This is a genomic window from Paenibacillus lactis (genome assembly GCF_017873605.1).
GTDB lineage: Bacteria > Bacillota > Bacilli > Paenibacillales > Paenibacillaceae > Paenibacillus_AQ > Paenibacillus_AQ lactis.
This window is the reverse complement of record NZ_JAGGKI010000007.1, coordinates 99,737-123,182: the sequence shown is the minus strand read 5'-3', so window position 1 is coordinate 123,182 and position 23,446 is coordinate 99,737. Positions and strand designations below refer to the sequence as shown.

Annotated in this window: 21 protein-coding genes; 8 read left to right on the top strand and 13 right to left on the bottom strand. The window is 49.3% G+C overall.

Going from position 1 to position 23,446, the window contains the following annotated elements:
• Window positions 1-73: 73 nt before the first annotated feature.
• Genes J2Z18_RS15045 through J2Z18_RS15035 form a run of 3 tightly spaced genes read right to left on the bottom strand, consistent with a single transcriptional unit; the run spans window position 74 to window position 2,698 of the window.
• Entirely contained in the window at window positions 74-997 is a 924-nt protein-coding gene (locus J2Z18_RS15045) for a ribokinase (protein ID WP_144867750.1), read from the bottom strand.
• 28 nt (window positions 998-1,025) lie between these two features.
• On the bottom strand, window positions 1,026-1,685 hold the full coding sequence (gene rpe, locus J2Z18_RS15040; RefSeq protein ID WP_007131891.1) for a ribulose-phosphate 3-epimerase: 660 nt from the start codon (window positions 1,683-1,685) through the stop codon (window positions 1,026-1,028).
• Window positions 1,686-1,699: 14 nt separating this feature from the next.
• Window positions 1,700-2,698, bottom strand: coding sequence for a LacI family DNA-binding transcriptional regulator (locus J2Z18_RS15035; protein ID WP_144867752.1), 999 nt, complete (start codon window positions 2,696-2,698; stop codon window positions 1,700-1,702).
• 167 nt (window positions 2,699-2,865) lie between these two features.
• Here J2Z18_RS15035 and J2Z18_RS15030 point away from each other — a divergent pair, with 167 nt between their 5' ends.
• Window positions 2,866-4,245, top strand: a complete 1,380-nt coding sequence (locus tag J2Z18_RS15030; protein WP_007131889.1) for a PTS transporter subunit IIC — start codon at window positions 2,866-2,868, stop codon at window positions 4,243-4,245.
• A gap of 132 nt (window positions 4,246-4,377) precedes the next feature.
• Here the strand turns inward: J2Z18_RS15030 and J2Z18_RS15025 are convergent, their stop codons facing one another.
• The gene (locus J2Z18_RS15025; RefSeq protein WP_210094930.1) at window positions 4,378-5,034 is read right to left on the bottom strand and encodes an SGNH/GDSL hydrolase family protein; all 657 of its coding nucleotides are present in this window, start codon (window positions 5,032-5,034) and stop codon (window positions 4,378-4,380) included.
• A 240-nt stretch (window positions 5,035-5,274) separates the two neighbouring features.
• On the opposite strand from J2Z18_RS15025, the gene J2Z18_RS15020 reads away from it, so the two are divergent.
• Entirely contained in the window at window positions 5,275-6,609 is a 1,335-nt protein-coding gene (locus tag J2Z18_RS15020) for a GNAT family N-acetyltransferase (RefSeq protein WP_210094929.1), read from the top strand.
• 145 nt (window positions 6,610-6,754) lie between these two features.
• On the opposite strand, the gene J2Z18_RS15015 is transcribed toward J2Z18_RS15020, so the two are convergent.
• Window positions 6,755-7,441 carry a DNA alkylation repair protein gene (locus tag J2Z18_RS15015; RefSeq protein ID WP_210094928.1) on the bottom strand — a complete coding sequence of 229 codons (687 nt, stop codon included), beginning with the start codon at window positions 7,439-7,441 and terminating at the stop codon, window positions 6,755-6,757.
• On the opposite strand from J2Z18_RS15015, the gene J2Z18_RS15010 reads away from it, so the two are divergent.
• Window positions 7,426-7,773, top strand: a complete 348-nt coding sequence (locus J2Z18_RS15010) for an FCD domain-containing protein (RefSeq protein WP_210094983.1) — start codon at window positions 7,426-7,428, stop codon at window positions 7,771-7,773. The genes J2Z18_RS15015 and J2Z18_RS15010 overlap by 16 nt on opposite strands.
• Before the next feature lie 2 nt (window positions 7,774-7,775).
• Window positions 7,776-9,464 (top strand): dihydroxy-acid dehydratase, encoded by a 1,689-nt coding sequence (ilvD, locus tag J2Z18_RS15005; protein WP_210094927.1) that lies wholly within the window; start codon window positions 7,776-7,778, stop codon window positions 9,462-9,464.
• Window positions 9,465-9,652: 188 nt separating this feature from the next.
• Here the strand turns inward: ilvD and J2Z18_RS15000 are convergent, their stop codons facing one another.
• Window positions 9,653-10,816 carry a bis-aminopropyl spermidine synthase family protein gene (locus J2Z18_RS15000; RefSeq protein ID WP_144878539.1) on the bottom strand — a complete coding sequence of 388 codons (1,164 nt, stop codon included), beginning with the start codon at window positions 10,814-10,816 and terminating at the stop codon, window positions 9,653-9,655.
• A 554-nt stretch (window positions 10,817-11,370) separates the two neighbouring features.
• On the opposite strand from J2Z18_RS15000, the gene J2Z18_RS14995 reads away from it, so the two are divergent.
• Together J2Z18_RS14995 and J2Z18_RS14990 are read left to right on the top strand one after the other, a co-directional pair.
• Entirely contained in the window at window positions 11,371-12,837 is a 1,467-nt protein-coding gene (locus J2Z18_RS14995; RefSeq protein ID WP_210094926.1) for an MDR family MFS transporter, read from the top strand.
• Window positions 12,838-13,233: 396 nt separating this feature from the next.
• Window positions 13,234-14,109, top strand: coding sequence for a TetR/AcrR family transcriptional regulator (locus J2Z18_RS14990; RefSeq protein WP_028405710.1), 876 nt, complete (start codon window positions 13,234-13,236; stop codon window positions 14,107-14,109).
• 161 nt (window positions 14,110-14,270) lie between these two features.
• Here J2Z18_RS14990 and J2Z18_RS14985 read toward each other — a convergent pair whose 3' ends face one another.
• The 6 genes from J2Z18_RS14985 to J2Z18_RS14960 all read right to left on the bottom strand — a co-directional run bounded on the left by J2Z18_RS14985 (window position 14,271) and on the right by J2Z18_RS14960 (window position 19,571).
• Window positions 14,271-14,969: a hypothetical protein gene (locus J2Z18_RS14985; RefSeq protein ID WP_210094925.1), complete on the bottom strand. Its 699-nt coding sequence runs from the start codon at window positions 14,967-14,969 to the stop codon at window positions 14,271-14,273.
• On the bottom strand, window positions 14,959-15,525 hold the full coding sequence (locus J2Z18_RS14980; protein ID WP_210094924.1) for an RNA polymerase sigma factor: 567 nt from the start codon (window positions 15,523-15,525) through the stop codon (window positions 14,959-14,961). The genes J2Z18_RS14985 and J2Z18_RS14980 overlap by 11 nt, the downstream gene beginning before the upstream one ends.
• A gap of 77 nt (window positions 15,526-15,602) precedes the next feature.
• On the bottom strand, window positions 15,603-16,769 hold the full coding sequence (locus J2Z18_RS14975; protein WP_210094923.1) for an MFS transporter: 1,167 nt from the start codon (window positions 16,767-16,769) through the stop codon (window positions 15,603-15,605).
• A gap of 71 nt (window positions 16,770-16,840) precedes the next feature.
• Window positions 16,841-17,422, bottom strand: a complete 582-nt coding sequence (locus J2Z18_RS14970) for a TetR/AcrR family transcriptional regulator (protein ID WP_210094922.1) — start codon at window positions 17,420-17,422, stop codon at window positions 16,841-16,843.
• A 164-nt stretch (window positions 17,423-17,586) separates the two neighbouring features.
• Entirely contained in the window at window positions 17,587-18,288 is a 702-nt protein-coding gene (locus J2Z18_RS14965; RefSeq protein ID WP_144878555.1) for a DUF421 domain-containing protein, read from the bottom strand.
• A gap of 314 nt (window positions 18,289-18,602) precedes the next feature.
• Window positions 18,603-19,571, bottom strand: a complete 969-nt coding sequence (locus J2Z18_RS14960) for a copper amine oxidase N-terminal domain-containing protein (RefSeq protein WP_210094921.1) — start codon at window positions 19,569-19,571, stop codon at window positions 18,603-18,605.
• 188 nt (window positions 19,572-19,759) lie between these two features.
• Here J2Z18_RS14960 and J2Z18_RS14955 point away from each other — a divergent pair, with 188 nt between their 5' ends.
• Window positions 19,760-20,218: a hypothetical protein gene (locus J2Z18_RS14955; protein WP_144878533.1), complete on the top strand. Its 459-nt coding sequence runs from the start codon at window positions 19,760-19,762 to the stop codon at window positions 20,216-20,218.
• A gap of 32 nt (window positions 20,219-20,250) precedes the next feature.
• Complete coding sequence (locus J2Z18_RS14950; protein WP_210094920.1) at window positions 20,251-21,633, top strand: SMI1/KNR4 family protein; 1,383 nt, start codon at window positions 20,251-20,253, stop codon at window positions 21,631-21,633.
• A 192-nt stretch (window positions 21,634-21,825) separates the two neighbouring features.
• On the opposite strand, the gene J2Z18_RS14945 is transcribed toward J2Z18_RS14950, so the two are convergent.
• Window positions 21,826-23,430, bottom strand: coding sequence for a response regulator (locus J2Z18_RS14945; protein WP_210094919.1), 1,605 nt, complete (start codon window positions 23,428-23,430; stop codon window positions 21,826-21,828).
• Between the last annotated feature and the right edge of the window lie 16 nt (window positions 23,431-23,446).

The window sequence follows — 23,446 nt, the reverse complement described above, 5'->3', positions numbered from 1 at the left end:
TGTTTAATGAAAAAAAGACAGCCGATCACACGATCGCCTGTCTCTGTATGTGTATGAGAAAATCTTCAATCTATTAACAAGTAGAATGGTAAGACAATACCTCTTGTAATGTTGGAATTGCATCCTGACCGCCGGATCGGGAAACCTTGATGCCTGCCGCAACGCTAGCAAATTTTACGGCCTCAACCAGATCGTTCGTTTCAAGCAGCGAACTGGCAAGCGCTCCCGCAAAGCAATCTCCCGCCCCTACCGTGTCGACGGCATGGACTTTGATGGCCTCGATATACGTCGGTGTGTCATTGTGGTAGACGAGGCTTCCGTTTTCCGCCATTTTCACGACCGATTGCGGGATTCCCATCTCCTTGAGCTTGATGGCAGCTTGCAGCGCAGTTTCTTGATCGACTACATCGATTCCGGTAATGGCTTTGGTCTCTTGTTTATTCGGTAAAATGAGGTCTGCGTATTGAAATGCCTCCTCGAATATACCCTCAGCCGGAGCCGGGTCCAAAATGACGAACATCTTTCTTTTGCGGGCTTCCTGCATGGCGGCAAGTATGGATTCCTTACTGGTTTCCATTTGGACCAGCAGGATCTTGGCATCGAGCTGATCAAAAATCTGCTCAATGTCTTTTCTTAAAATGTGGTCGTTCGCCCCTTTGGTCCCTACCATCGTATTCTCGCCGCGCACATCAATCATCGCAACAAATGTACCCGTTCCGCTTGTTTCCACTTCGAGAACATGGCTGACATCTACATTCTTGACCTCCAGGTTTCTCAGCAGCTGACTGCCTGCGCTATCTTTGCCGACTGCGCCGATCAAAGCTGTTTTTTTATTCAACTGAGCAGCCGTCACCGCCTGATTCGCACCTTTTCCCCCCGGCGTCATATTGATCGAGTTACAAAACACGGTATCTCCATAGGCAGGATACTTGTCCGTATTCACGATGACGTCCATATTGATGCTGCCAACAACCAAAATATCATAGTTCTTCTTCATGGTGATTTCCCCTATCTCGGATTTTCGTTTAGTTGAAAAGCTTGCGTGTATTTGCGACATTATCCTGAATGGAGCCGGCATCATTGAATACGGCGCTTGTTCCCAGCACATACATGGAAGCTCCGGCCTCCCTGCATTTCGGAATCGTTCCGGCGCCGATATTGCCATCGACTTGGATCTCGATGTCCATGCCTGTGCTTTGAATGAATGCATGAAGCTCAGCGATTTTGTCATACATCGCGGGAATAAACGTTTGTCCTGCAAATCCGGGATTCACGGTCATGAGAACTACGTAATCGGTTACGTTATAGACATACTTAAGAAAATCGAGCGAGGTTGCAGGATTTATTGCCACCCCAGCCCGAATTCCCAAGCTTTTGATTTTGGTTAAAGAGCTTTGCAGATGTGCGGTCGCTTCTTCATGAATGGAGATCATGTCCGCTCCGCAATCGGCGAATAACTCGATATAATTCTCCGGTTTGTTAACCATCAAGTGAATATCAAGCGGCTTGTCCGTCAATTTGCGGACCGTCCGGACAAAGTCGGGGCCGAGCGTGAAGTTCGGAACGAAATTCCCGTCCATAATATCGATATGGTAAAAATCGACGCCCGCCTTGTCCAGCTCCGAAATCTGGGACTCCAGGTTGCCAAGATCCGCACACATTAATGATGGACCTAATTTATACATGGTTTACTGCTCCTTTACGTCGTAGCGGAGGAGTTCCTTATGATTAAATCAGGTTCCAGGTTATATTGTTTCGATTGCCCGTTCTTGTCCTGAATCAGCCGTAACAGCTCCTGAACAGCGATTTTTCCGATCTCTGATTTTTTCTGATCCACTGTCGTAAGCGTAGGCGTAATAAAGGAACCGGAACTGATGTTATCATAACCAACGATTTTTACTTGTTCAGGCAAGCGTATATTAAATTCATTGCAAGCGTGAATCGCTCCGATGGCCATGGCATCATTTGAACTGACGATGCTATCAAACGGCTTGCCAGACGAAATGTATTGCTTGATCTGGTGATAACCGCTTTCCATGCTGAAGTCACCGTAAACGATGCTTGTATGTACAGGATGCGGCGCATGCTCCACCGCTTTCCGGAACCCGGCAAAGCGATCATTGGAGCTCTTCTCGTCTTTCGGACCGGATAAAAATACGATATTGCTGCATCCGGAATCACAGATAAGATGATTCGCCGCCTTCCATGCACCAAGCTGATGATCCACCGTGACAGCCGAATAGGCATGCTCGAAATTTGCCCGGTCGATCGTAATCGTCCGAATGCCTCGCGCCTCTAGCATGGCCAAGTCATCGGCATTGACATGCAGCGAGTTGATGATAGCACCGCTTACATAATGGTCCACCATCGAGTCCAAGTAATATTTGACCTTGGAGCGTTGATCGTCGCTGTTGCACAAGAAAATATTATACCCTTCCGCGTTAGCCGCCGTCTCGATCTCCTTCACCAGCTCCGGAAAAAACGGGTTATTGAGCGTAGGCACCAATAGGCCGATCAAATCCGAAGTTCGCTTGGAAAGGCTTTTCGCAAGCAGGTTAGGCTTGTAATTCAATCGTTTAATGACTTGTTCTACACGGGCAATCGTTTCGGGGCTAGCTTCTCCCTTATTGTTGATAATCCTGGAAACTGTCGCTACAGAAACCCCTGCTTCTCTTGCTACATCTCGAATTGTTGTCATAAATTAGTATCCCTCATTTACGTAACCGGTTACTGACTAGTTAAGCATGGATCATTTTTTCTGTCAAATTTAATTTTAACCCCTTGCATAATTTTTTTGCATGTGCTAGATTTCAACTATCCCTCAAGTCACGTAACCGGTTACGACCTTGTTGAGGAAGTGACCTGATGTTTATTGATACGATGAATAATCTATTTAACGGCTTCATCAATCTCGGCGGACCCGCCATGATGTTTGTCATTATTACTGTGCTTTCGCTGCTAGTCGGCGTATCCATCTCGAAGTCTTTGGAAGGCGGCCTTCGGATGGCGGTTGCGCTGACCGGTATGGGCGCGGTCATTTCACTGTTGACCAGCTCCTTTGCTCCTGCGCTCGAGCAGTTTGTTGAATCTACGGGCGTATCCTTGTCGATTACGGACCTTGGCTGGGCACCGCTCGCCGTTATTACTTGGGGCTCCGTGTATACGCTTTACTTTGCCTTTGTCTGCCTGGTTGTCAATTTTATTATGCTGATTACCAAAATGACGACCACGTTGAACGTTGACTTATTTAATATCTGGAATTTATCGGTCATCGGGCTGTTAACGCTGTATTACTCGAATCAAAATTTCATTCTGACGACCTTGTTTGTCATGATGATCTATGCACTGATGCTGATCAATGCCGATGTCATGAAGCCGACGATCAATAAGCTCCTTGATTACGATGATACGAATATCACCACGACAGCGCATCCGAGCTTGTTGATTGCTCCTGTTGTGATGATTTTTAATAAAATCATTGACGTGTGCCTTCCATTCATCGATAAGTATGATTTCAATGCCGAGGTTCTGAATAAGAAAATCGGTTTCTGGGGAAGCAAATTTGCCATTGGCGCTTATTTAGGCATCTTTATCGGACTTCTTGGCCAGCAGTCGGCTGCCGAGATCTTCACCTTGGCATTTACCGGAGGCGTTGCGCTTGAGTTGTTCGCGCTGGTAGGCGGATGGTTCGGCCCTGCCATTGAACCGCTTTCAAACGGCATTACGAAGCAAATGAGCAAGCGCTTAAAAGGCAGAACATTGCTCGTTGGCATCGATTGGCCGATCCTTGCGCCAAGAGCCGAGCTGTGGGCGGTTGCGAACATTCTGGCACCGATCCTGCTTATTATTTCGATCTTTTTGCCGGGCAACAAAGTGCTTCCGCTTGGAGGTATTCTGTTAACCGTACTGGCCCCTGCCCTGTTGATTATAACGAAAGGCCGGGTACTGCGAATGACCATCATTGGAACCGTTCTTATTCCTTTGTTCCTATGGGGCGCAACGTTTATCGCGGAATTTGTGACGGAGACGTCCAGAGCCATGAACAGCATTCCGGCGGGCCTGTCTGCAAACGCTCTATTCTCGTCCATTGACTCGGACCCGATTGAGAAAATGCTAGCCATCTTGATGGGAAGCGCCGTGAAGACCATGGATATGAAATGGATTGGACTTAGCATCGTTGCGGTAGCCCTCTATCTTCTCATGTTTTTCTGGTATTTCAAACAAATGCGCAAGGATCATGCTTAAAAAAGGAAACTCCTCCGTGTTTAATTCTCGGGGGAGTTTTCTGCTTTCTTCTAATATATCGCCCGCCCATTCCAGTGTCTGTTAAGATCGCCGAAACGGCATCCGAGTTCTCTCTTGCCTCGTTGCCCGTGGTTAACCAATTGCGAGCGGGCTGTTCTGAACGGCGTTCAGCCATTCACGTGCAATCAATCGATGGCCCGCTGTCGTCGGATGGATCCCGTCCCAGATCCAATAATCCGCTCCTGTTCGAGCTGCGGCATCGTCGAAGGCTTTCTGCAACGGAACAAACAAAGCATCATAATTCTGTGCCAATTGCCTAACAACACTGCTGTATTCTTGGATCATTTGACGCCATCTTTCCCAGCATTGCACGGTAGCCCCTGTCTTCAGCACAAACGGCTCGCATAACACGAGTCCCGTTCCAGGAAGAAGTTCTTTTGTCTCCTCAAGAATATGACGGTATGCCCTCTCGAATCGATCGCTGGCTCCTTCCGGAGCTCCTTCAATCACCCTTCCTGCATCGTTGACGCCGACCAATATGCTGATCAGGTCTGGCTGAAGAAAAATGGCATCCTCATTCCATCTCGCATACAAATCTGATGCACGATTGCCGCTAACCCCCCGATTAATAAACCGCGGCCGGGAATCCGCCAGTTCAAATCCAAGCTCAGCAGCAATAAGATACACGTAACCGTGCCCATGAATATGATTCGGATCGCCGTCGCGCCCGCGATTTCCATCCGTGATGGAATCGCCCTGAAACAATACGGTTTTGCCTGATGCTGTCATCCTCCCACTCCACCCCTTATGTTAGTAAGAACAGTATTACATTGTATCCAACGCCCGTCCCTTATGATGATAAATGAAGCACGGGATCAAGGGTACCCTGAGGATTGGTTTGAAAATCATATATATTTTTGATCCGTTCCCGATCGAGCTCACGCTCTGGGCTAAGATTGAAATTCTCCGTTACCTGCTTGTAAGGCTTTGGTATAATTAGGAAGAGTTTTATAGAGAGGTGATCATTTCATGGATAATACATTGTCCTCGTATCGCTTGCGCCCCTTTAAGAACCAAGACCACGAGGCCTGCTTAGCCGTATTTGACAGTAACGTGCCCAAGTACTTTGCGGCTGAGGAACGACAAGACTATGCATTGTTCTTAGAGAAACTTCCAGGGCCATACTTTGTCTTGGAGAATGAGCGGGGTTCCGTCATTGCCTGCGGTGGATATGCGACAGGCAGAGATGATGAAAGCATTGCTGTACTTTGCTGGGGCATGGTGGATCGGAGTCTGCACCGCTCGGGAGTCGGGACAAAGCTTCTTACGGAACGGCTGCGCCGCATCAGCGCTGAACCGCATTTTTCCATCGTAAAGATTGAGACATCTCCCCATAGTCGAGGCTTCTTTGAGCGGTTTGGGTTTACCGAGCTTGGAACGATTCCGGACGGCTTTGCGCCCGGGCTGGACCTTGTAAGAATGGAGCTAGACCTAGCGCTGGCATCCATCCGCCGTGCTTGTCCTGAACTGGAGATTCATTCGGTGGAGCCCATCGGTTCCGGACAAAACAATGTCCTCAAGCTCGTCAACTCGGAGCTTATCTTCCGTTTCCCCAAGTATAAAGAAGGAACAACCCGTTTGAAGCATGAAGCCGACCTTTTGAGCTTCATTGCCGATCGCCTCCCGCTGGATGTACCGCAGCCCGTGTTATGCTGCTTGGACGATGAAGCCATTTACCGGCCCTTCATCAGTTATCGGAAGCTGAACGGGGAACCTTTGGAAGCGGAACGACTGCAGCAGATCGGGGATGACGCCGTACGCCGGCGGCTGGCCGGGCAATTGGCGGGTTTCTTGCGCCACCTTCATAACATGAACCTTGACGGCCTTTATAAAGGGGAGCTTCGAACGTTTGATCCATATGCCGAATGGGCGGACTTATACGAGCGAATCCAAACCAAGCTGTACCCTTATTTGAAGCCAGAAGCGAGACAATGGACGGATCGGCATTTCGGGAAGTTTCTTCATGCGAAGTCCGATTCGCCAATCGCTCCGGCTTTGATTCACGGCGATTTTGGCACTTCAAACCTACTGTATGATCCGGATGAAATGCGAATTTGCGGCATATTGGATTTTGATGAAGCCGGTATCGGCGACCCGGCCGTTGATTATGCGGCGCTGCGCGCATCATATGGAGAGTCCTTTTTCAAGCTTGTGCTCGACGTATATCCGGAGGTTCATCAGCTTATGGACCGCGTTCTCTTTTACCAGGGCACTTTCGCGTTGCAGGAGGCGTTATTCGGCTTGGAAAACGGTGATTCGGAAGCGTTTCATGCCGGGATTGAGACGGTAAACGCGGGGGGTTAAACCATCGAGTCACCCTAAAGGAATCGAGCAGCTCGAATCGGTAATGAGCTGCTCTTTTTCTTATGGAATAAGACTTCTTCCGAGATGAGAAGAGTTTGCATCGACGATTCGTGCAGGGATACGATTACTAATGGACTCTGCTGCTTCAGGTCCTTGCCGTCAGCAGTTTCAACGCTTCGCGTCTGCTGAGCGGCTGAAGGAATTCATTTGCTGCGAACGCAAGCACGTCGTCAGGATTTACTTTCGCGTATTGGCGAAGCGCCCATCCGATCGCTTTGGCGATAAAAAACTCCTTTTCGTGACAACATATGCGGATATACTGAAATAACCGCTCCTTGTCGGTCCGGTCCTTGTAATGAAGCTGGAAGAGAATTGCTGAACGGCGAAGCCAGAGATTGTCCGACCGGATCCACCGATCCGGGTAACCCTCGATCTGCTCCGGGTAATGGGTCAGATAGCTTCCGGACAAGTTTCCGGCAAGAAAATCTACCGTATCCCACCAGGACTTATCAATGATCAACGATTCCAGAAGCTTGATTCGTGACTCTTCGGTCCGCTTCCCGCGGGCATCCAACAATGTCATCGCCACATTTTGAAATTCTCGCTCGGGCTGTGCCCACAGCAGCTTTACAATCTGTTCCAGCTGTTGTTCGTTTCCCGGTCTTCCATGCGCTTGAAGAAAGGTCTTCAATAGAGCGTTCCGCTCCGGCGTCTGGATACCTAAGAATGCGTACCGATTCTTCATATAGGCGGACATTGCAACGGCCTTATCCGGATGAGCATGGGTGCGGAACCATGAGGTAAGTTCAGCAACAAATCCTTCAACATTCATACGTATATCCTCCCTATTCATTTAGAAAATCATATCACAAGTCCATCGAGAGGAACATACGTTTTCGTTATTGCCGCTTCCAAACCTCGGATAACTCCTATGTGGCCTCCTTCAGCGCCTCCCTTCAAATCCACATCCGGAGGTTCAAATATGTTTTCCTGGCCCAGCCGGTATCCGCAACGTCCGCCTCGGTCGAGGAGCATGCCCGCATAATTCAGGCGCTTGAGAACAAGGATAGAGCGCTGGCCTCTTCGGTGATGAAGCAGAATCTGATTCGACCGATGAAGGAACTGTATGCTTTCATCCAAAATACCAAGGAAGGTGAGATGTAACAATGACGCATGCCAATCAGCGAGATTTGCGCATTCGCAGCAAGGTCATCAGCGAAGGCGTGAACCGGGTCCCGAACCGGGCCATGCTCCGGGCGGTAGGATTCAACGATGAGGATTTCAAGAAACCGATGATCGGGGTGGCAAGCACTTGGAGCGAGGTCACGCCATGCAATATCCATATCGACGCACTGGCCAAGGAAGCCAAGAAAGGCGTCCAGACCGGCGGCGGAGCTCCCCTAATTTTCAATACCATTACCGTGTCTGACGGCATTTCGATGGGACATGAAGGGATGCTCTTCTCCCTGCCAAGCCGGGAAATCATTGCCGATTCCATCGAAACCGTGGTGAACGCCGAACGTTTCGACGGTCTCGTTGCCATCGGCGGCTGTGACAAGAACACGCCGGCTTGTCTCATGGCCATCGGACGCATGAATCTCCCCGCAGTCTACGTCTATGGAGGCACCATTCAGCCCGGATCGCTCAATGGACGCGACGTCAATATCGTGACCGCCTTTGAAGCGGTCGGACAATATCATGACGGGAAAATGACCCCGGAGGAGCTCCATCAGATCGAGTGCCACGTATGTCCGGGTGCCGGCGCCTGCGGCGGCATGTATACTGCTAATACCATGGCCGCAGCGGCCGAGGCACTCGGTATGAGTCTGCCCGGTTCATCCTCCACGGCAGCCATAGCAAGCCATAAAGCCGATGAATGCGTCAAGGCTGGAGAAACGGTCGTTAAGCTGCTGGAAATGGGGATCTATCCCCGGGACATTATGACGAAAAAAGCCTTCGAAAATGCGATTACGGTTGTTATGGCCTTGGGAGGCTCAACCAATGCATTCTTGCATTTATTGGCTATCGCCCATTCGGTTGAGGTCGACCTGACCATCGACGACTTTGAGCGTATACGCAAAAAAGTTCCGCATCTTGCGGACCTTAAGCCGAGCGGTCAATATATGATGCAGGATTTGAGCAATGTCGGAGGCGTTCCTGCCGTGATGAAATTGCTGCTGGAGCACGGTCTTCTGCATGGGGATTGCTTGACCGTCACGGGGCGAACACTCGCCGAAAACTTGGCAGAGGTTCAGCCGCTTACGAGCGGCCAGGATGTGATCCGGCCGTTTGACCGGCCGCTGAAGCCTACCGGACCGCTCGTACTGCTGAAAGGCAATTTGGCGCCGGAAGGCGCCGTGGCCAAAATGTCCGGACTCGCCAAGCTTACATTCACCGGTCCTGCACGCGTGTTTGACAGTGAAGAAGAAGCTACGGAAGCCATTCTGAACGACCGCATACACAAAGGGGATGTGGTGGTTATCCGCTACTGCGGTCCAAAAGGCGGGCCGGGAATGCCTGAAATGCTGTCTGTCACGGCGATGATTGTCGGCAAAGGGCTTGGCGGCGAGGTCGCCCTCTTAACGGACGGTCGATTCTCCGGGGGATCGCATGGCTTCGTGGTCGGACATGTGGCGCCTGAAGCACAGGTTGGCGGACCGATCGCCCTCTTGCGCGAGGGGGACATCATCACCATCGACAGCGAAACACAGGAAATCAATATGCAGGTAACCTCTGAGGAGCTTGAAGCAAGAGCCAAGCAATGGACGCCGTTACCATTAAAGCATTCCAGCGGAGTCCTCCGCAAATATGCCAAGCTGGTATCCTCCGCCTCCAGAGGAGCCGTAACGGACTAATGTGCAGGGAGCGCCGCCTAATGCGGCGCTCCCTTTTTTTTTGCGAAAGACTTGATGCAGCTTTAACGTTCATGGACTTTAGGATTTATTTTGCTAAAGCTCCCTATTCTGCTGGACGAGAGCCGCCCACCTTCATCACGCGAAAGAACGTCTCGTCATGCGCTTTTTCCACTAAATTGTATGAACGATTAACAAGATCTTCTCTCGATCAATTCGAAGTCGTCGTTACTGCAGCGGGGGCAGCCGGCGTTCTTCAGCTTCTCGATGGTTGCGACTTGCTGATTCGCTCCAACCGTTACTTGCTGCTTGCATTGCGTGCAGCTGTATGTGCGAACGGTTCGCTTGATCTCACCCGTGTAGATGGCATCCGGATATCGGCCTGCAAATTCTGCCGACATATGATCGGTCGTGCGAAGCACAAACATTTGGCTCCGGTTTCCGATCAGCTCCGCTCCCTCGTAAGCATTGAAGCTGGGATAATTGGCGTTGATGGTTAAGCCCATTCGAACGAACTCGCGCTGCATGGCCAGCATAACCTCCGGAGATTTGTGGGCGAACGAGAGAAAAACCGGCAGTCCTTGGACCATCTTCAGGGCACGGATTCCCCGTGAGACGAACAAATTCATCCCTGGCAGCGTGTAGGGCGGATCGGTATAAAAGCAGTCAAATTGACCATGCAGTTCCCGGGGCAGCGGCTCTCTGACATCATGAAGATGGCACACAATGGGCAGCTTTCGTTCAGTTGCGATACTCTCGATAAAGCCGATGAAGCGTTCGTCAATATCAACGACGTGCACGCTTGTTGCCGTGTGATCACCGGATGGAAACAGCTTTTGCAGCAGCAGCCCGATCGAAATGCTCACCAAATCATCATCACCTACGCACAGGATTTGCTTACCGATCAGGGTGTGATACTGCAAGCCAAGCACAGCCCTGCGCAAGCTGGTTTCGGGGGTGCAGGAAGATTGGTCGATCTGAACGTTGACTTGCGGCCGCGAAGAGAAGATTTGCTGCAAAACCGATAGGATCTCCCTCCAGTCGTCCGTATCCTCCCGTCCGAGAAGCATCGACTGATGGCAATCGCGCTCTAGCCCCGCGTATCCCCATTCGCGTTCAACCGATTGACGGCCTTCGAATGTGCACCGGACGCCGCGATCCTGAACAAGCGCCCCTGCCCGAATCAGCTCCTTCTTGATGGCGGCGGCAACCGGCGTCGGAAGCAAGGCTGCGCGCGCCAGCCCTTTCGTTGATATCCCCGGATTCAAATAGCATTCGATCAGGAATCGTTCAATAGCCATCGGTCCTTCCTGCAGTCGGATGTGCTGACTTGCTTGTGCTACGTATGGATTCATGTCCTATCACCCCTTCTAGTGGTAAAAAGCAAAAAGGACAGAAGTGAACATACGTTCACCCCTGTCCTCGTATAACCCTCACTAAGCGCGTCAAAAAATAAAAAAATCCGTACGAAGAGTACGGACGCATACGCCTAGAAAAAGGTATCCCTAAGGTTGGTTATATCCGTTGTTCTTAACTAATTCCGCGACTTCGGTCCGCCAGCAAATAACGCCCCGGAATGGACATACGGGTAGCGTAAAGCGGATAAATACAAGCCAAAGTCCTTGTATGGAATTTGATTAGTTAAGAACACTCGCAGACATAAAACATTCCCCTTAGTAAAGTTACTCCCAATCTTACCGGAATGTCCCAGCGAAGTCAAGACGATCGTTTGCCTTCCTTTCTCTTGACACGCAGTCATTCCGTCGATATGATATTCCCTAGTTGTGACCAGTTAGTTTTTAATAAAACTTATTGGTCACAAAAGCGAATCAACTTCTTATTTTTGGCAGCTGGAAGTGTTATTCGCCCTTTTAAATCTTTATACTACTTAGAAAGCAGGTGCACGCTCATGTCAAATCCAACATCAGCTCATATCCCTCAAGAGCAAGGACCGCTGCCCATGAACAAAATCATAGCTTCGCTGGTCGCGGTTGTGATCGGAACCTTCATGGTTCTTCTGGACAGTACGGTTGTTAACGTCGCCATCCCTACATTGGTGAACTATTTCGACAGCTCGCTTCATCTCATCCAATGGTCGATTACCGCCTATACCTTATCCTTGTCGGCAGTCATTCCTTTAGCAGGCTGGATGTCGGATAAATTCAGTCCGAAACGTGTATTTCTGATCTCTATAGGTTTGTTTACCCTCGGATCGGTCTTATGCGCCTTCGCTCAAACGCCTCAGCAGGTGATCCTCTTTCGGATCCTGCAGGGCCTGGGCGGGGGGATGGTTTCCCCGATCGGCATGGCCATGGTCTACCGTATTGCCCCGCCCGAGAAACGAGGCTCCATTATCGGGATGCTTGGCATTCCGCTGCTGCTGGCTCCCGCTCTCGGTCCGGTGCTGTCCGGTTGGATGGTGGAATACGTAAGCTGGCAATGGATCTTTCTGATCAATCTGCCGATCGGTCTTCTGGGCCTCGTAATCGGGAAGAAATATTTGCCTGTCTTTCCGAAACAGAAGGCGCCGACGCTGGATAAGACGGGGTTAATCCTCGGGCCGTTGGCTTTTGCATTGATCACGTTCGGCGTTGGCGAAGGCGGGGTGAGCTGGAGTTCTGCCCGAACGTTATCCGGTCTCATCATCGGAGGCGCAGTGCTTCTTGTGTTTATTCTTTCTTGCTGGAGGAAAGCCGAACCGCTGCTGGAGCTGAGAGTTTTTCGATCGTCTGATTTCAGACGCGGGATTATCACATCCTGGTTCATGCAGGCCGCGATGTATGGAACGGTGCTGCTCTTTCCGCTTCTGCTTCAGCAAATCAAGGGATACTCACCGTTCACGACGGGTCTTATCTTGCTGCCGCAGGCCATCGGCTCTATGATATTCATGCCGTTAGCGGGCAGAATCTTCGATAAAGTCGGTGCCCGTCCGCCTCTCATTGCCGGCATGGCCTTGATGACGAGCGGATTGTTTGCGATGACCTTTCTCCGAACGGACACGCCGCTGCTCTTTATTCTAGTCGTTTTGTTTATGCAGGGCTCGGGGATGGGCTTGTCCATGATGTCGTTAAATACCTATGTATTAAATGCAACACCTCGGCATTTGGTCAGCAGGGTCACTCCACTCACCAGCGCATCGCAGCAGGTCATCGCCTCGTTTGCCATATCGGGCTTTACCGGCTTCCTAGCCTCCCGCATGAAGGCTAACCTGACCCTTTCCGGAACGAACGGGAATGTGCTGGAGGCAAGCCTGACTCCGTTTTGCGATACCTTCTTCGCTGCCGCATGTATTGCATGTGCGGGGCTTGCGCTCAGCTTCTTCATCCGGAAGCCGCAGCCTGTCGCCGCTGAGGTCTCCAGTCCGGGCGCGAGTTGAAGTTTCACGCTAAGCACGTCACGATGTGCCTGCATCAGGCAGGCATCCGTTGCCACAATATGCTGCCTCATTCAGGTTTCCATCGTCATAATAAGACTTGGTTACAAGGGATAAGCCGCCAGATTGGCCGTCTCATGGTGTCGTCATTCATCGTGTTAAAATAACATTATGTGCAGCCCATCATTCCTTTACGCTCGGGTGCACATGCCGGTCCATATTGTTATCCTTCGGATCTTATCAGGGTGTCATGTATTTATTGCGCCAGGACTGGTACAATGAAATTCGTATACTACGCCCGGGTGTTCCATACATGCAACCTTTAGGCCCACGAACCCGAATCCTTGGGCGATTATCGAATATATATTGATGTTTTATGTCATTGAAGGAGGCGGCAGGATGAGCATGATTAAGGAGAAAATTCTTCAATCGGCGGTCCGGCTCTTCGCGGAGAAGGGCTACCAGGCGACATCCATCCAGGATATCGCAGATGACTGCAGCATTGCCAAGGGCTCGCTGTACAAGCATTTTTCCTCGAAAGAAGAGTTGTATGTCAGCATTTTGGAGCGGCGGCAGCAGGTTATGGTCGACGAGGTGGACCGAATCAGGAAAAAGCAATTGTCCAAAAGAGATACCTTTTTGGCCGAAATTGCGTATCAGTTCGATTTTTACGTGGAGCACGGTTACTACATATCCAGGGATCACAACGAGCTTGCCCCGCTCGGCAGCGAAATCATCGAGGACGTATTAAGCCGCATTCGCAGAAGCATGTTCCTGTATTATCAGGATATTCTCCGCCGCCAATACGGATCGGCGATTGAGCCTTGGAAGTGGGACGCCACCGCCATATTTAACGGATTCATCCGCGAATATACCTTCCATCTGTTATTCGGATACAAGCCGATGGACAAGCAGGCGCTTGCTTTGTTCATTGCGGAACGAATGGACGATCTGGTGCATGGGCTGAACCAGCGATCCTCCCCTTCCCTGCTCACGGATGAGCTCATGACCGAGTATTCGGGCATGGAGCTCCGGTCGTTGTTTGCTTCGCGCGGATCGAGAAGAGATGCGCTGATTGAAATGATCGCCTCGTTGATCCCGGACATCGCCGTGCCTAACCAGAGAAAACAAGAATTGACGGAGGTCGCGGCCATGCTGCGCGATGAAGCCGTGCAGGAGCAGCCGCGATTGTTCCTGCTCCGGGCTTTAATGCGTGATCTCGAGTCTGAGAGCGAACTGGCCTTTTACGTAAATCAGCTTCGTCAACTGATCTAGTGTCGAGAGGTTATAGGGGATGCCATCCGTCCGCTTTAACCAGTGCATTCACCATCCAAAGAACCGGAGCATCCGCTCCGGTTTTTTATCGTTTGGCAGGACGTATGCACGAACATAAGCACTGCAGTTATTTGCAGAATACTGAACCATTTTTTATCCCTTTAGCTTTGTGGCTCGTATTCCTCCAACGGTATCCCCGTTTCATCCTTATTTCTATGCTCAATCAGCGAGATTCGGTGTGTCTCGTTTTGAATGGTAACGTCGATCATTTCCTCATAGACCATCGGAATCGAATCCCTCAGGCGCAGACGCAGCTGATATACGGTTTGCATCTCATCCGTACGAATCTGATCCACGTACATTTCATATACCCATGGACTCGATACATCATAGCGTTCAAGCGGAGCTTTGACCTCCGGATGCTCCCAGATGTCCGGCGTCGGGCCTCCCCAGACTCCAAGCTCCCGTTTCATGAATGCGATCCCCAGCGTTACGATCGTGCGATCATTGCCTTGCTTCGTCTCATGATCTGAAGAGCTCCACCAATCGTAATCGCCACCTGCACCGGGCTCGAAGCTGGATTGAAACGCTCCTCCCCCTTGGATGGCGAGACTTGGGGTTACCTGCTTAGGAGAATGAGCTGTCTGGTCACCGATCCAAATGCTCCCGGCACCGAAGACAAGCAGCATCACAGGTACGATTATGATAGCAGACCGAACCCTTCCACGTCGGTTTCGCTTCTTCCTAACATTCTCAAGCCGTTTCTCCACATCCTCCATCATATCTGCCGTAAACCGCCGCTCCTTAAATGGCGGCCGTGCCATCTTTTGATCCCAATCCGACCTCCATTCATTCATCATCCTTCGCTCCTTTCCATTCGGCGGCTATCTTCTTTTTAGCCCTGAAAATTCTGGACTTTACCGTTCCTGGCGCCAGACCTGTAATAACGGATATTTCCTCCATGGATAGTTGATAATGCACGCTCAACACAAGCGGGTCGCGATATTTACCGGGCAGCTTTATAACCTGCTTCCACAATTCATCCGCCATCTCCCGCTCCATATACTCCTCCTCTGCAGATGGCGATGACGAGTCCCTCGTCATCCTCCCCAATCCATCTTCCGGCGATCGCTCTCCAAGGAGGACCACTCTGCGAAAGAACGCCCGTTTTAGATAGGACAACGCGGTGTTGCGTGTGATTTTGAGCAGCCAGGTTTTCATCGAAGCCTCCCCACGAAAGGAGGCAGCATGTTGGTAGGCTTTAATAAACACATCCTGTGCAACATCATCCGCCGTATGCGCATTCTTTGTAATGACGTAAGCGTAATTCCAAACGTCCTCTCCATAGGATTCCATAAGCCCCCGTATATCCGATATGTTCAGCTCTGCAGAAAGCTGCGGCTGCATTTCCTTCAAGCTCCTCCCCCCTTACTCAAACAGACTCCACATGAAGGAAGAAAGTTCCCAAAATAGGCTGATCGATTTTTCTTGTGTCAGCCGCGTGTCGTTTTGGGTTGTTTCTTTATAGCAAAAGAGTATAAGACCGAACCAACACCGAGCATGATACTCATCGCACCGTAGAATCCTAGATCCATTACGGAGGTTTGTTGGACGATCCACCCTCCTGTAGCGGCACCGACAGCCATTCCGAGTTGGAAAATGGAGTTATTCATCCCTAACGCCAGCCCGGATGATTCAGGCGAAAGCGAAATCAAATAGTACTGTTGTACAGGCGTCGTCATGGTGGCAAAACCGATCCAGATCGCGAGGATCATTATTGCCCCGATGAATGTTGTCGCTGCCCATGGAAAAACGATCAGCGCCGCTGCGTGAAACAACAAACTCACCATCAGCATCCGGAATATACCCCAGCGATCGGACCCAAAGCCTCCTATTCTTGAGCCTGCTATAGCGAAGATCCCGCTTACAAATAACGCGGCACTAATCCGGGTCGCATCAAGATTTGCGGTTTCCTGGAGAAAGGGTGTGATATACGTAAACATCATCTGATAACCGGTAACCCAGAACAAAGTAATGAGCAGCCCGCTTACAATGCGTCGATTTCTCAGTACCCCAAGCTGCTGCTTCAAGGATAAAGACTCCTGATGCTTTGATATCGGCACGGTATAAGCAATGCCAATTACGGAGAGCAATCCCAGCATGATAATAAAAACAAAGACAAAGCGCCATCCCCAATGCCCACCGATCAGTGTTCCCAAAGGAACGCCGACAGCTAATGCCGTACCTGCTCCCATAAGAATAGTACCGATGGCTGTTCCCTGCCGGCCGGGTGCCGCAAGATTGGATCCCATCGTCAGGGCTACGACCGTAAACACGCTCGCACTTGCCGCTTGGACAATACGAGCGATCACAAGGATCGAAAAATCAGGACTTAAGTACCCGATGCCGTTGCCAATGATAAATGTTAGGAACGATAAAATAAGGAGCCGTTTTCTTTCAATCCTTGCCGTAATTGCCATCAAGACCGGAGAGCCGATAGCAATAACCAATGCATAAACCGTCACCAACTGACCTGCCATCCCAACCGACACCTTCAAATCTTCGGATATCATCGCTAAGATACCGGAAACCACGATTTCGGCTGTTGCCATGATAAAGACGCCGAATGCCAGCCAATAAATGCCTAGTGAATTTCTCAAAAGGATCACCTCATGCTCTATTTTTCTTGAATGATCATTAAAATAAACTCAAAAAAAAGAGAGGTTCGCTTTCAATCAAAAATCGAAAGCGTCACCCGGATAATATCTTCAAGAACAGCCGGATCCGAAACCGTTTTTGCGGTAACGATCAGCCCGGCTTGCGCATTGTTTAAATATCGCGCCAGAGCCCTCAAATCTTGGTATCGGTCGCCAAGATCGCCTTGTTCCTTGGCGCGGCTTAATGCGAGGAGATAGGCGTCTTCCACGCGATGGCTTTCTTTCTCAACAAAGTCTGCGATTTCGGCATCATGCGACGCTAGTTCTACGCAAGTGTTCACCATGAAACAGCCCTTCGCTCGATGATCGGGCTGTGAAAGGCTGGATAATAAATCATGAAATACCTTGATGATGGCTTGCTTTCCGGATGGAGTCTGTTCGAGCGTGGCAACAACCGTGCTCCGATTCACATAAAGCTTGAGGGCCGATAAATATAAATCCCGTTTCCCTCCAAACGTGTTGTATAGGCTTTGGGCCTTGATTCCAACATGCTGAACCAGCTCATTGATGGAGGATCCATCAAAACCATGTCTCCAAAAATACTCCATCGCTTTGGTCAATACTTCCGTCGTATCAAATTCTTTATGGCGTGCCAACGTGAGTCCTCCCTTTCTTTTTGCTGTATATTACCATTTATTTAATGAGTGTTCAAGAATTATTTTTAATGATTGTTAAAAAATAACTGGAGTCATTGAATTAACCTATAAAAAAGAGAGCCCCTATCATGGCTCTCTTCCATTAATAATATACACCTGCTTCTTTAACCTTTTGCTCTTGAAAACACCCGTACGGTCTCGTTCTCAACGATCGCTAACGACACCTCCTGAATATTCGAAATGGGCGCGATTTGTGTAAGCAGCCAACCGGTATCCTTTCCGATTTCCTGAAGAAGGGACATATCGACCTTGCCGTCTACAATGATCGGTCTTAGGATCGTGAACGGCTGCGTCTCTAGTTTCAGGTTAGCCGGTGTCACCGGTTGGTAGGGGGTGTCCATAAAGACGGATATGGTTCCTCCTGGCTCCCATAATGCCAGCGCTACTTTTTGGACATCCTCTACTTTTTCTTTCCTAAGCTCGGAGAATAAATAATCTATAGAGATCCTTGCTTTCGATAAGTTTTCAAACTGAATGAGGCCTTGTTTGATGAGCGTGATTGGCGACGGATCCAAATACCGTTTAAAGAACGGCCACTTCAGCCCGAGCCATGTCGTTGCGATATATAGCACAATGAGGACGATCGTCGTGATCATGGACCCTTTTAAACCCAACTCCTCATCGGACAGCGGGTGAGCGATAATATTGCCGAGCGTTAGAGCAAGAATGAAATCGAGAAACCTTAATTGAGAAATGGAGCGTTGGCCTAGAAATTTGGCAGCAATCAGCAAAAAAATAAAGCTGACAATTCCCCTTAAGATCCATTCGATGGCTGTCAACGATTCTTTACTTTCGAAAAAATCCACCCCATTCAGCCCTTTCACCTTTGGTCCAGTTAAGGATGATCCCTTTAATACCCGTCCGCTGAAGCGCTTCTCCATCATCTCATAAATCGAGTGTGCAATTTGAGACGGTTTAATAATCGACATGTGTTTCCTTCGCTGCATTAGATAAGTAAGTTGCCTATAGAGTGCCTCCTTTTATCAAAATCATGCCAATTTATAAGTTTTTATCCATAAACAAAAAAAACCGCTGACCTCCCAAGGTCAACGGCTTCGCTTTCTTTACACTTCCAATGAACATCCACCCTCAGCAAAATAGAGGGGCCATGTTACTTAGGTTATTGTCCCTCTTCATAGACAACAACCGTTTTACTTTCGGATTCCCATTTTACGGTGGCATTCAATGCCTCGCTTATAAAACGTACCGGCACATAGGTGCTGCCCTTTGTCACGGTGGCTGGCGCATCCAAGGTCACGTTTTTACCATTTACCTTTGCAGCTTTACTGCCCACCAGAAGTTGAATAATTACCCCATCCTTTGTGACGATGATCGTGCGATCTTGAGGATCCCATGCAACTTCGGCATCCAGTGCCTCAGCGATGGCGCGGAAAGGAACGAAGGTATTGCCTTTTTTGACAAAAGGCTCGGTGTCAGCAGCAACGCCGTTAACATATAGCTTGACTCCATTCTTTTTACCAGCCTTGTCATTGAGCTTTCCTAAAGTTTTATACAGGTCCAGGTTTTTAAAATTCACTTTAATCGCTTCTTCCTGTACATACACAGCGTCGGTTACATTACCGTTCTTATCGAGCATATCCGCCGCCTTCTCCAGCGCGTCGTCCTTTTCAACTATAGCTTCAAGTTCTTTCTTCTGTTCGTCGGTCAGCTCAGCCTCATATTCTGAAAGCAAAATATTGGCCAGAACAGTACCAGCCGGCTTATCTTTTACGTTTTGAATAGCATTGAGCAGACCTTTGTATCCTTTATGGCCCTTCTCCTTGGGCTCCGACTTATCGGCTGTACTGCTGTCCCCATTTTCCGTTTCCGTGGATGCCGGCTCCTGATCAGGCTTTTCCTCTTGCTTAACCGGATCAGAAGACTGGATACCCCCGTCTTGATTCGCTTCGATTTGTTTATCCTTATCTTTATTTTTATCTTTAGATTCTTTGGTTTCTTTGGATTCGTTAGCTTTGACATCATGACTTGAATGGCCAGGCGGCGTGTTTCCCGGTTTGGCTAATGCTGTACCAGCGGTGGTCCCGAGTATCATTGCCGCACTGAATAGTAAGATGACTGTTTTCTTCATGATCGATTCCTCCTGAAATATGAAAGATATGTACTCTTTCAATATCGGTAGAATGAATATCTTTCAATAGATAGGCGCCGAATAAAAGTGAGTGGATTGGATATATTTGCACAAATGGCATAAAGTACATTAATCTTATACTTATCGTAGCCAAGCGAGTCTATCATTCACAACGATTGGAGCAGCGTATGATTATTATGCTTTTAATGGCGGGAGGTATCGTGAACGGCGTTCTATGTACTATAGCTGGTGGGGTGGTATTGGTAGGTCTTGTATTCTTCCTGATCGGTTTGCCTGAAGCCAAATCTTCGAAAACAAGCGGCGGCGTATTTAGATTTACGTCAACCGTCTTTTCGACATTACTCACCTTGATTGTGTTTATGGTCATTACATATTGGAACGCCCGGAACGGTGCATCGCTTGCCTTTACCTCTTCAGATCAGGCTGATGCCTACTTGAATCAAGCCAAGAATCTAGTAATTTGGGGTGCTGTTCAAGGTGCATTCTCGCTTCTTGCTTTCCTCTGGATCCTGCCGCGATTCATTGGGCACCTTGGGCTTGGTACAAAGCATAAATGGGGACTGGCGGCAGGAGCAGTGTTGACGATCGCTGGCGGAGGCGCTGCATGGCTCTCGACGATTTTTTAATGAAAAAATATGATTATATTATGGAGGCTGGAATGGAACAAACCCTTACGGAGCAATTGAACCAATGGCATGATGAAGACGAACATCAGCAAATCGTGGATGTGCTGTTAACCGTTCCCGAGGAGGAACGGGACTACGAGGCCGTCAGTCGACTGGCCAGAGCGTATAACAACCTGGGACAATATGAAGATGCACTCCGCCAATTCGATAAAATTGCTGATGCGGGGCAGCACGACCCGCTGTGGCATTATCGGGTAGGTTACGCTCTCTATCATTTGAAAAGATATAAAGAAGCTGCTCAGGCATTAGCTACCTCTGATCAACTGGAGCCCGGCGATGAGCACACCGAATTATTGCTAAGCTGGAGTTTGCAAAAAGCGGAGAAGCAGGACAGAGAAGAGCGCCGAATCGCTGCCAAAAGAAAAGCCTTGGCGTCCCGCGGGTCGGTGCCGGAGGCTCCCCCGTGTGACAACATGCCGTTAGCTGATTTTTGGGACGACAGCGAGTATGCAAGAGATTCCTACCAATCCGCCCCGCCGACGGATGAGCTGATCGCCTCCATCGAGGAAGAGCTTGGATACAAGCTCCCCTCCGCTTATATTGCGCTGATGAAGCAGCAAAACGGAGGGGTTCCGAAGAACACCTGCTTCCCGACCGAGGAGCCCACTTCTTGGGCGGAAGACCATATTGCCATTACGGGGATCATGGGAATTGGCCGTGAGAAAAGCTATTCGATTGGCGGTGATCTCGGCAGTCGGTTTATGATCGAGGAATGGGGCTACCCAGACATTGGCGTAGTGATCTGCGATTGTCCTTCTGCCGGGCATGATGTCGTGATGCTCGACTACCGGGCATGCGGAAGAGATGGTGAACCCGAGGTGATCCATGTCGATCAGGAAGATGATTATGAGATTACGTTCCTGGCTGAAAACTTCGAGGCGTTCATCCGGGGGCTCGTAAGCGAGGAGGAATATGATACCTCGGAGGAGGACAAGGAAGCGGATTTGTACAAGGTCGCCCACGGGAAATTCTCGCCTTTGCTTGAGGAGCTTTGCGCTCAAGTCACGGAAGTGGAGCATATTAATGAAAAGATCCGCAGCATCTGTACCCGTATTGTTGAAGAGAAAGGTCACTTTTCATTTCATGCGGATGAATTATCTTATCTGATGTATGACGTGCAGTTTTGGCTATACGTGAAGTCTTACCCGGATACGAATCGAGATCAATATTTGGCGAACTATAGTCAAATGATTGCATTTGGCGGGGAATTCGGCCAAGGCGGCTATGCTCCTGGATGGATTACCGAATGGCTGGACCACCGCATGAATGAAGGGCTGATCATCCAAGCGAATGGACGCCTCCGGTTTATGGATACGTTTGCTTCGGATCTCGTTAAGCAGCTACGTGAATTCTAAATAGCTCATTCAAACATGGCATCATGACCAGAGCCCACGTTCGACGTGGGCTCTTCTTCGGTTTAGCCCTGCACGGGTCTTTTTTTCTACTTTACAATCTGTCGAGCTAGTCTCCCTTGACGAAGTTCAGCATGATGCTCCCCTACCGACTCCCTAATGGTAAGCCGATAGGCTAAAGGAGCTGCTCTCTACTTATAGAACATTAGGATTGGACTGAAGTCTGAACTCTTGAGGGGAGACATGGTACACTTTTCTAAACATTTTGGAAAAATGCGAAAAATTATGATATCCAAACGTTTTGGCTACATCCGAAATTGGGATGGATGAGGTCGCGATCAAGTCTTTGGCCTGTGACATCCGGACATGCAGCATGTAGTCCGATATCGATTCCCCGACCTCGCGTTTGAATAAGCGCGATAGGTAAGCGGGATTGAGATGCACGAAACCGGCAAGCTGCTCTCTTGTAATCGGCTCGCTTAAATGCTCTTGTATATAAGATTGTACTCGTTCAATCACAGACGGTTTCAAATGTAACTGATCATGAATGATCTGAACCGTTTGAAGCGCAGAAGCTTCCAATTGTTCAAGGTTGCGGGGCTGCGTGTACAGAAGCATTCCTTCCTCATCCTTAAACAGCTCAAAGGCAGATCGTCCGTTCTTATGGAGAATATAATGGACCATTTGCATAAATTCTCGCCGAAAGCCTTCAAGCTCCATTAGCGATAGATTAGGTTTATCGCTTAACTCTGCGATTCTACCGCGTATCTCTCGCCGGATCTCCTCCAACTGCCCATGCTCCATGAGAAGGGTCCAGGTCGATATTCGCGGGATCATGGTCTTCATTGAATGGCTGCCTAATGAAGCGAGCATATACACTTGGTTGGATTTGTTCAGATTGTTGTACTCCATCTCCAGCAGCTGCCTATACGTATCCGCAATTTCATACAGTGAGGAGCGATTCCCGATATAACAGGAAATTTTACAACCGAAATAGTTATAACAGTCTTGAATGAACTTCTCACATCGCAATTTCAGCTCATGGGCAGTATCTTCCTTCGTTCCACCCTCTCCAACAAGAAGCACAACATTTACCCCTTGCTTGGTCTGAATGACCTCTCCATTGCCGGCGGACAGCAGCATTTCGGATGCTCCTTTGCGGATGGCGTATTCCATCATCTCCTCATCCCTTGTGCTGAACTCACGCTGCCAGGATTCCACGCTCACCAGCACAGGGAGAATGACGGCATCCTGAAGTCCACTGAGATCATGCTCTTCAAGAACATCCGCAGCATTCGCTGGAGTACAGACGATTCTGCCCGAGAACACATCGTTCCAGAACTTATCCGTAATGAGACTTTTTTTCTTCCGCCACAGCTCATAATAAGGTTTATAGTGCTCTCTCATATGACGGAGCTCTCTTTCCTCTTTTATAGCATGCAGCGCTTTGGCAATGGTTGTTTGAAGAACATCGAATTCGATCGGTTTTAATAAATAATCAAAGCCATCCAGCTGAATCGCTCGCTTCATGAAATCATAAGCCGAGTGAGCCGTCAGGAAAATGGTCTCCGTATCGGGAGAAATATCATTCACCCGCTCCAGCAGCTCAATTCCTGTCCCTTTGGGCATTTCAATATCACAGATCATAATATCAATCCGCGTACGTTCAAATACCTGCAATGCGTCTCGCATATTATATGCCTCATACACTTCGGACACCTGCAGTTCCTGCCAATGGATGCCGCTCTTGATCCCCATCACCGCATAGATCTCATCATCTACAATAAGTGCCGTATACATTGCGACTCCCCCCATA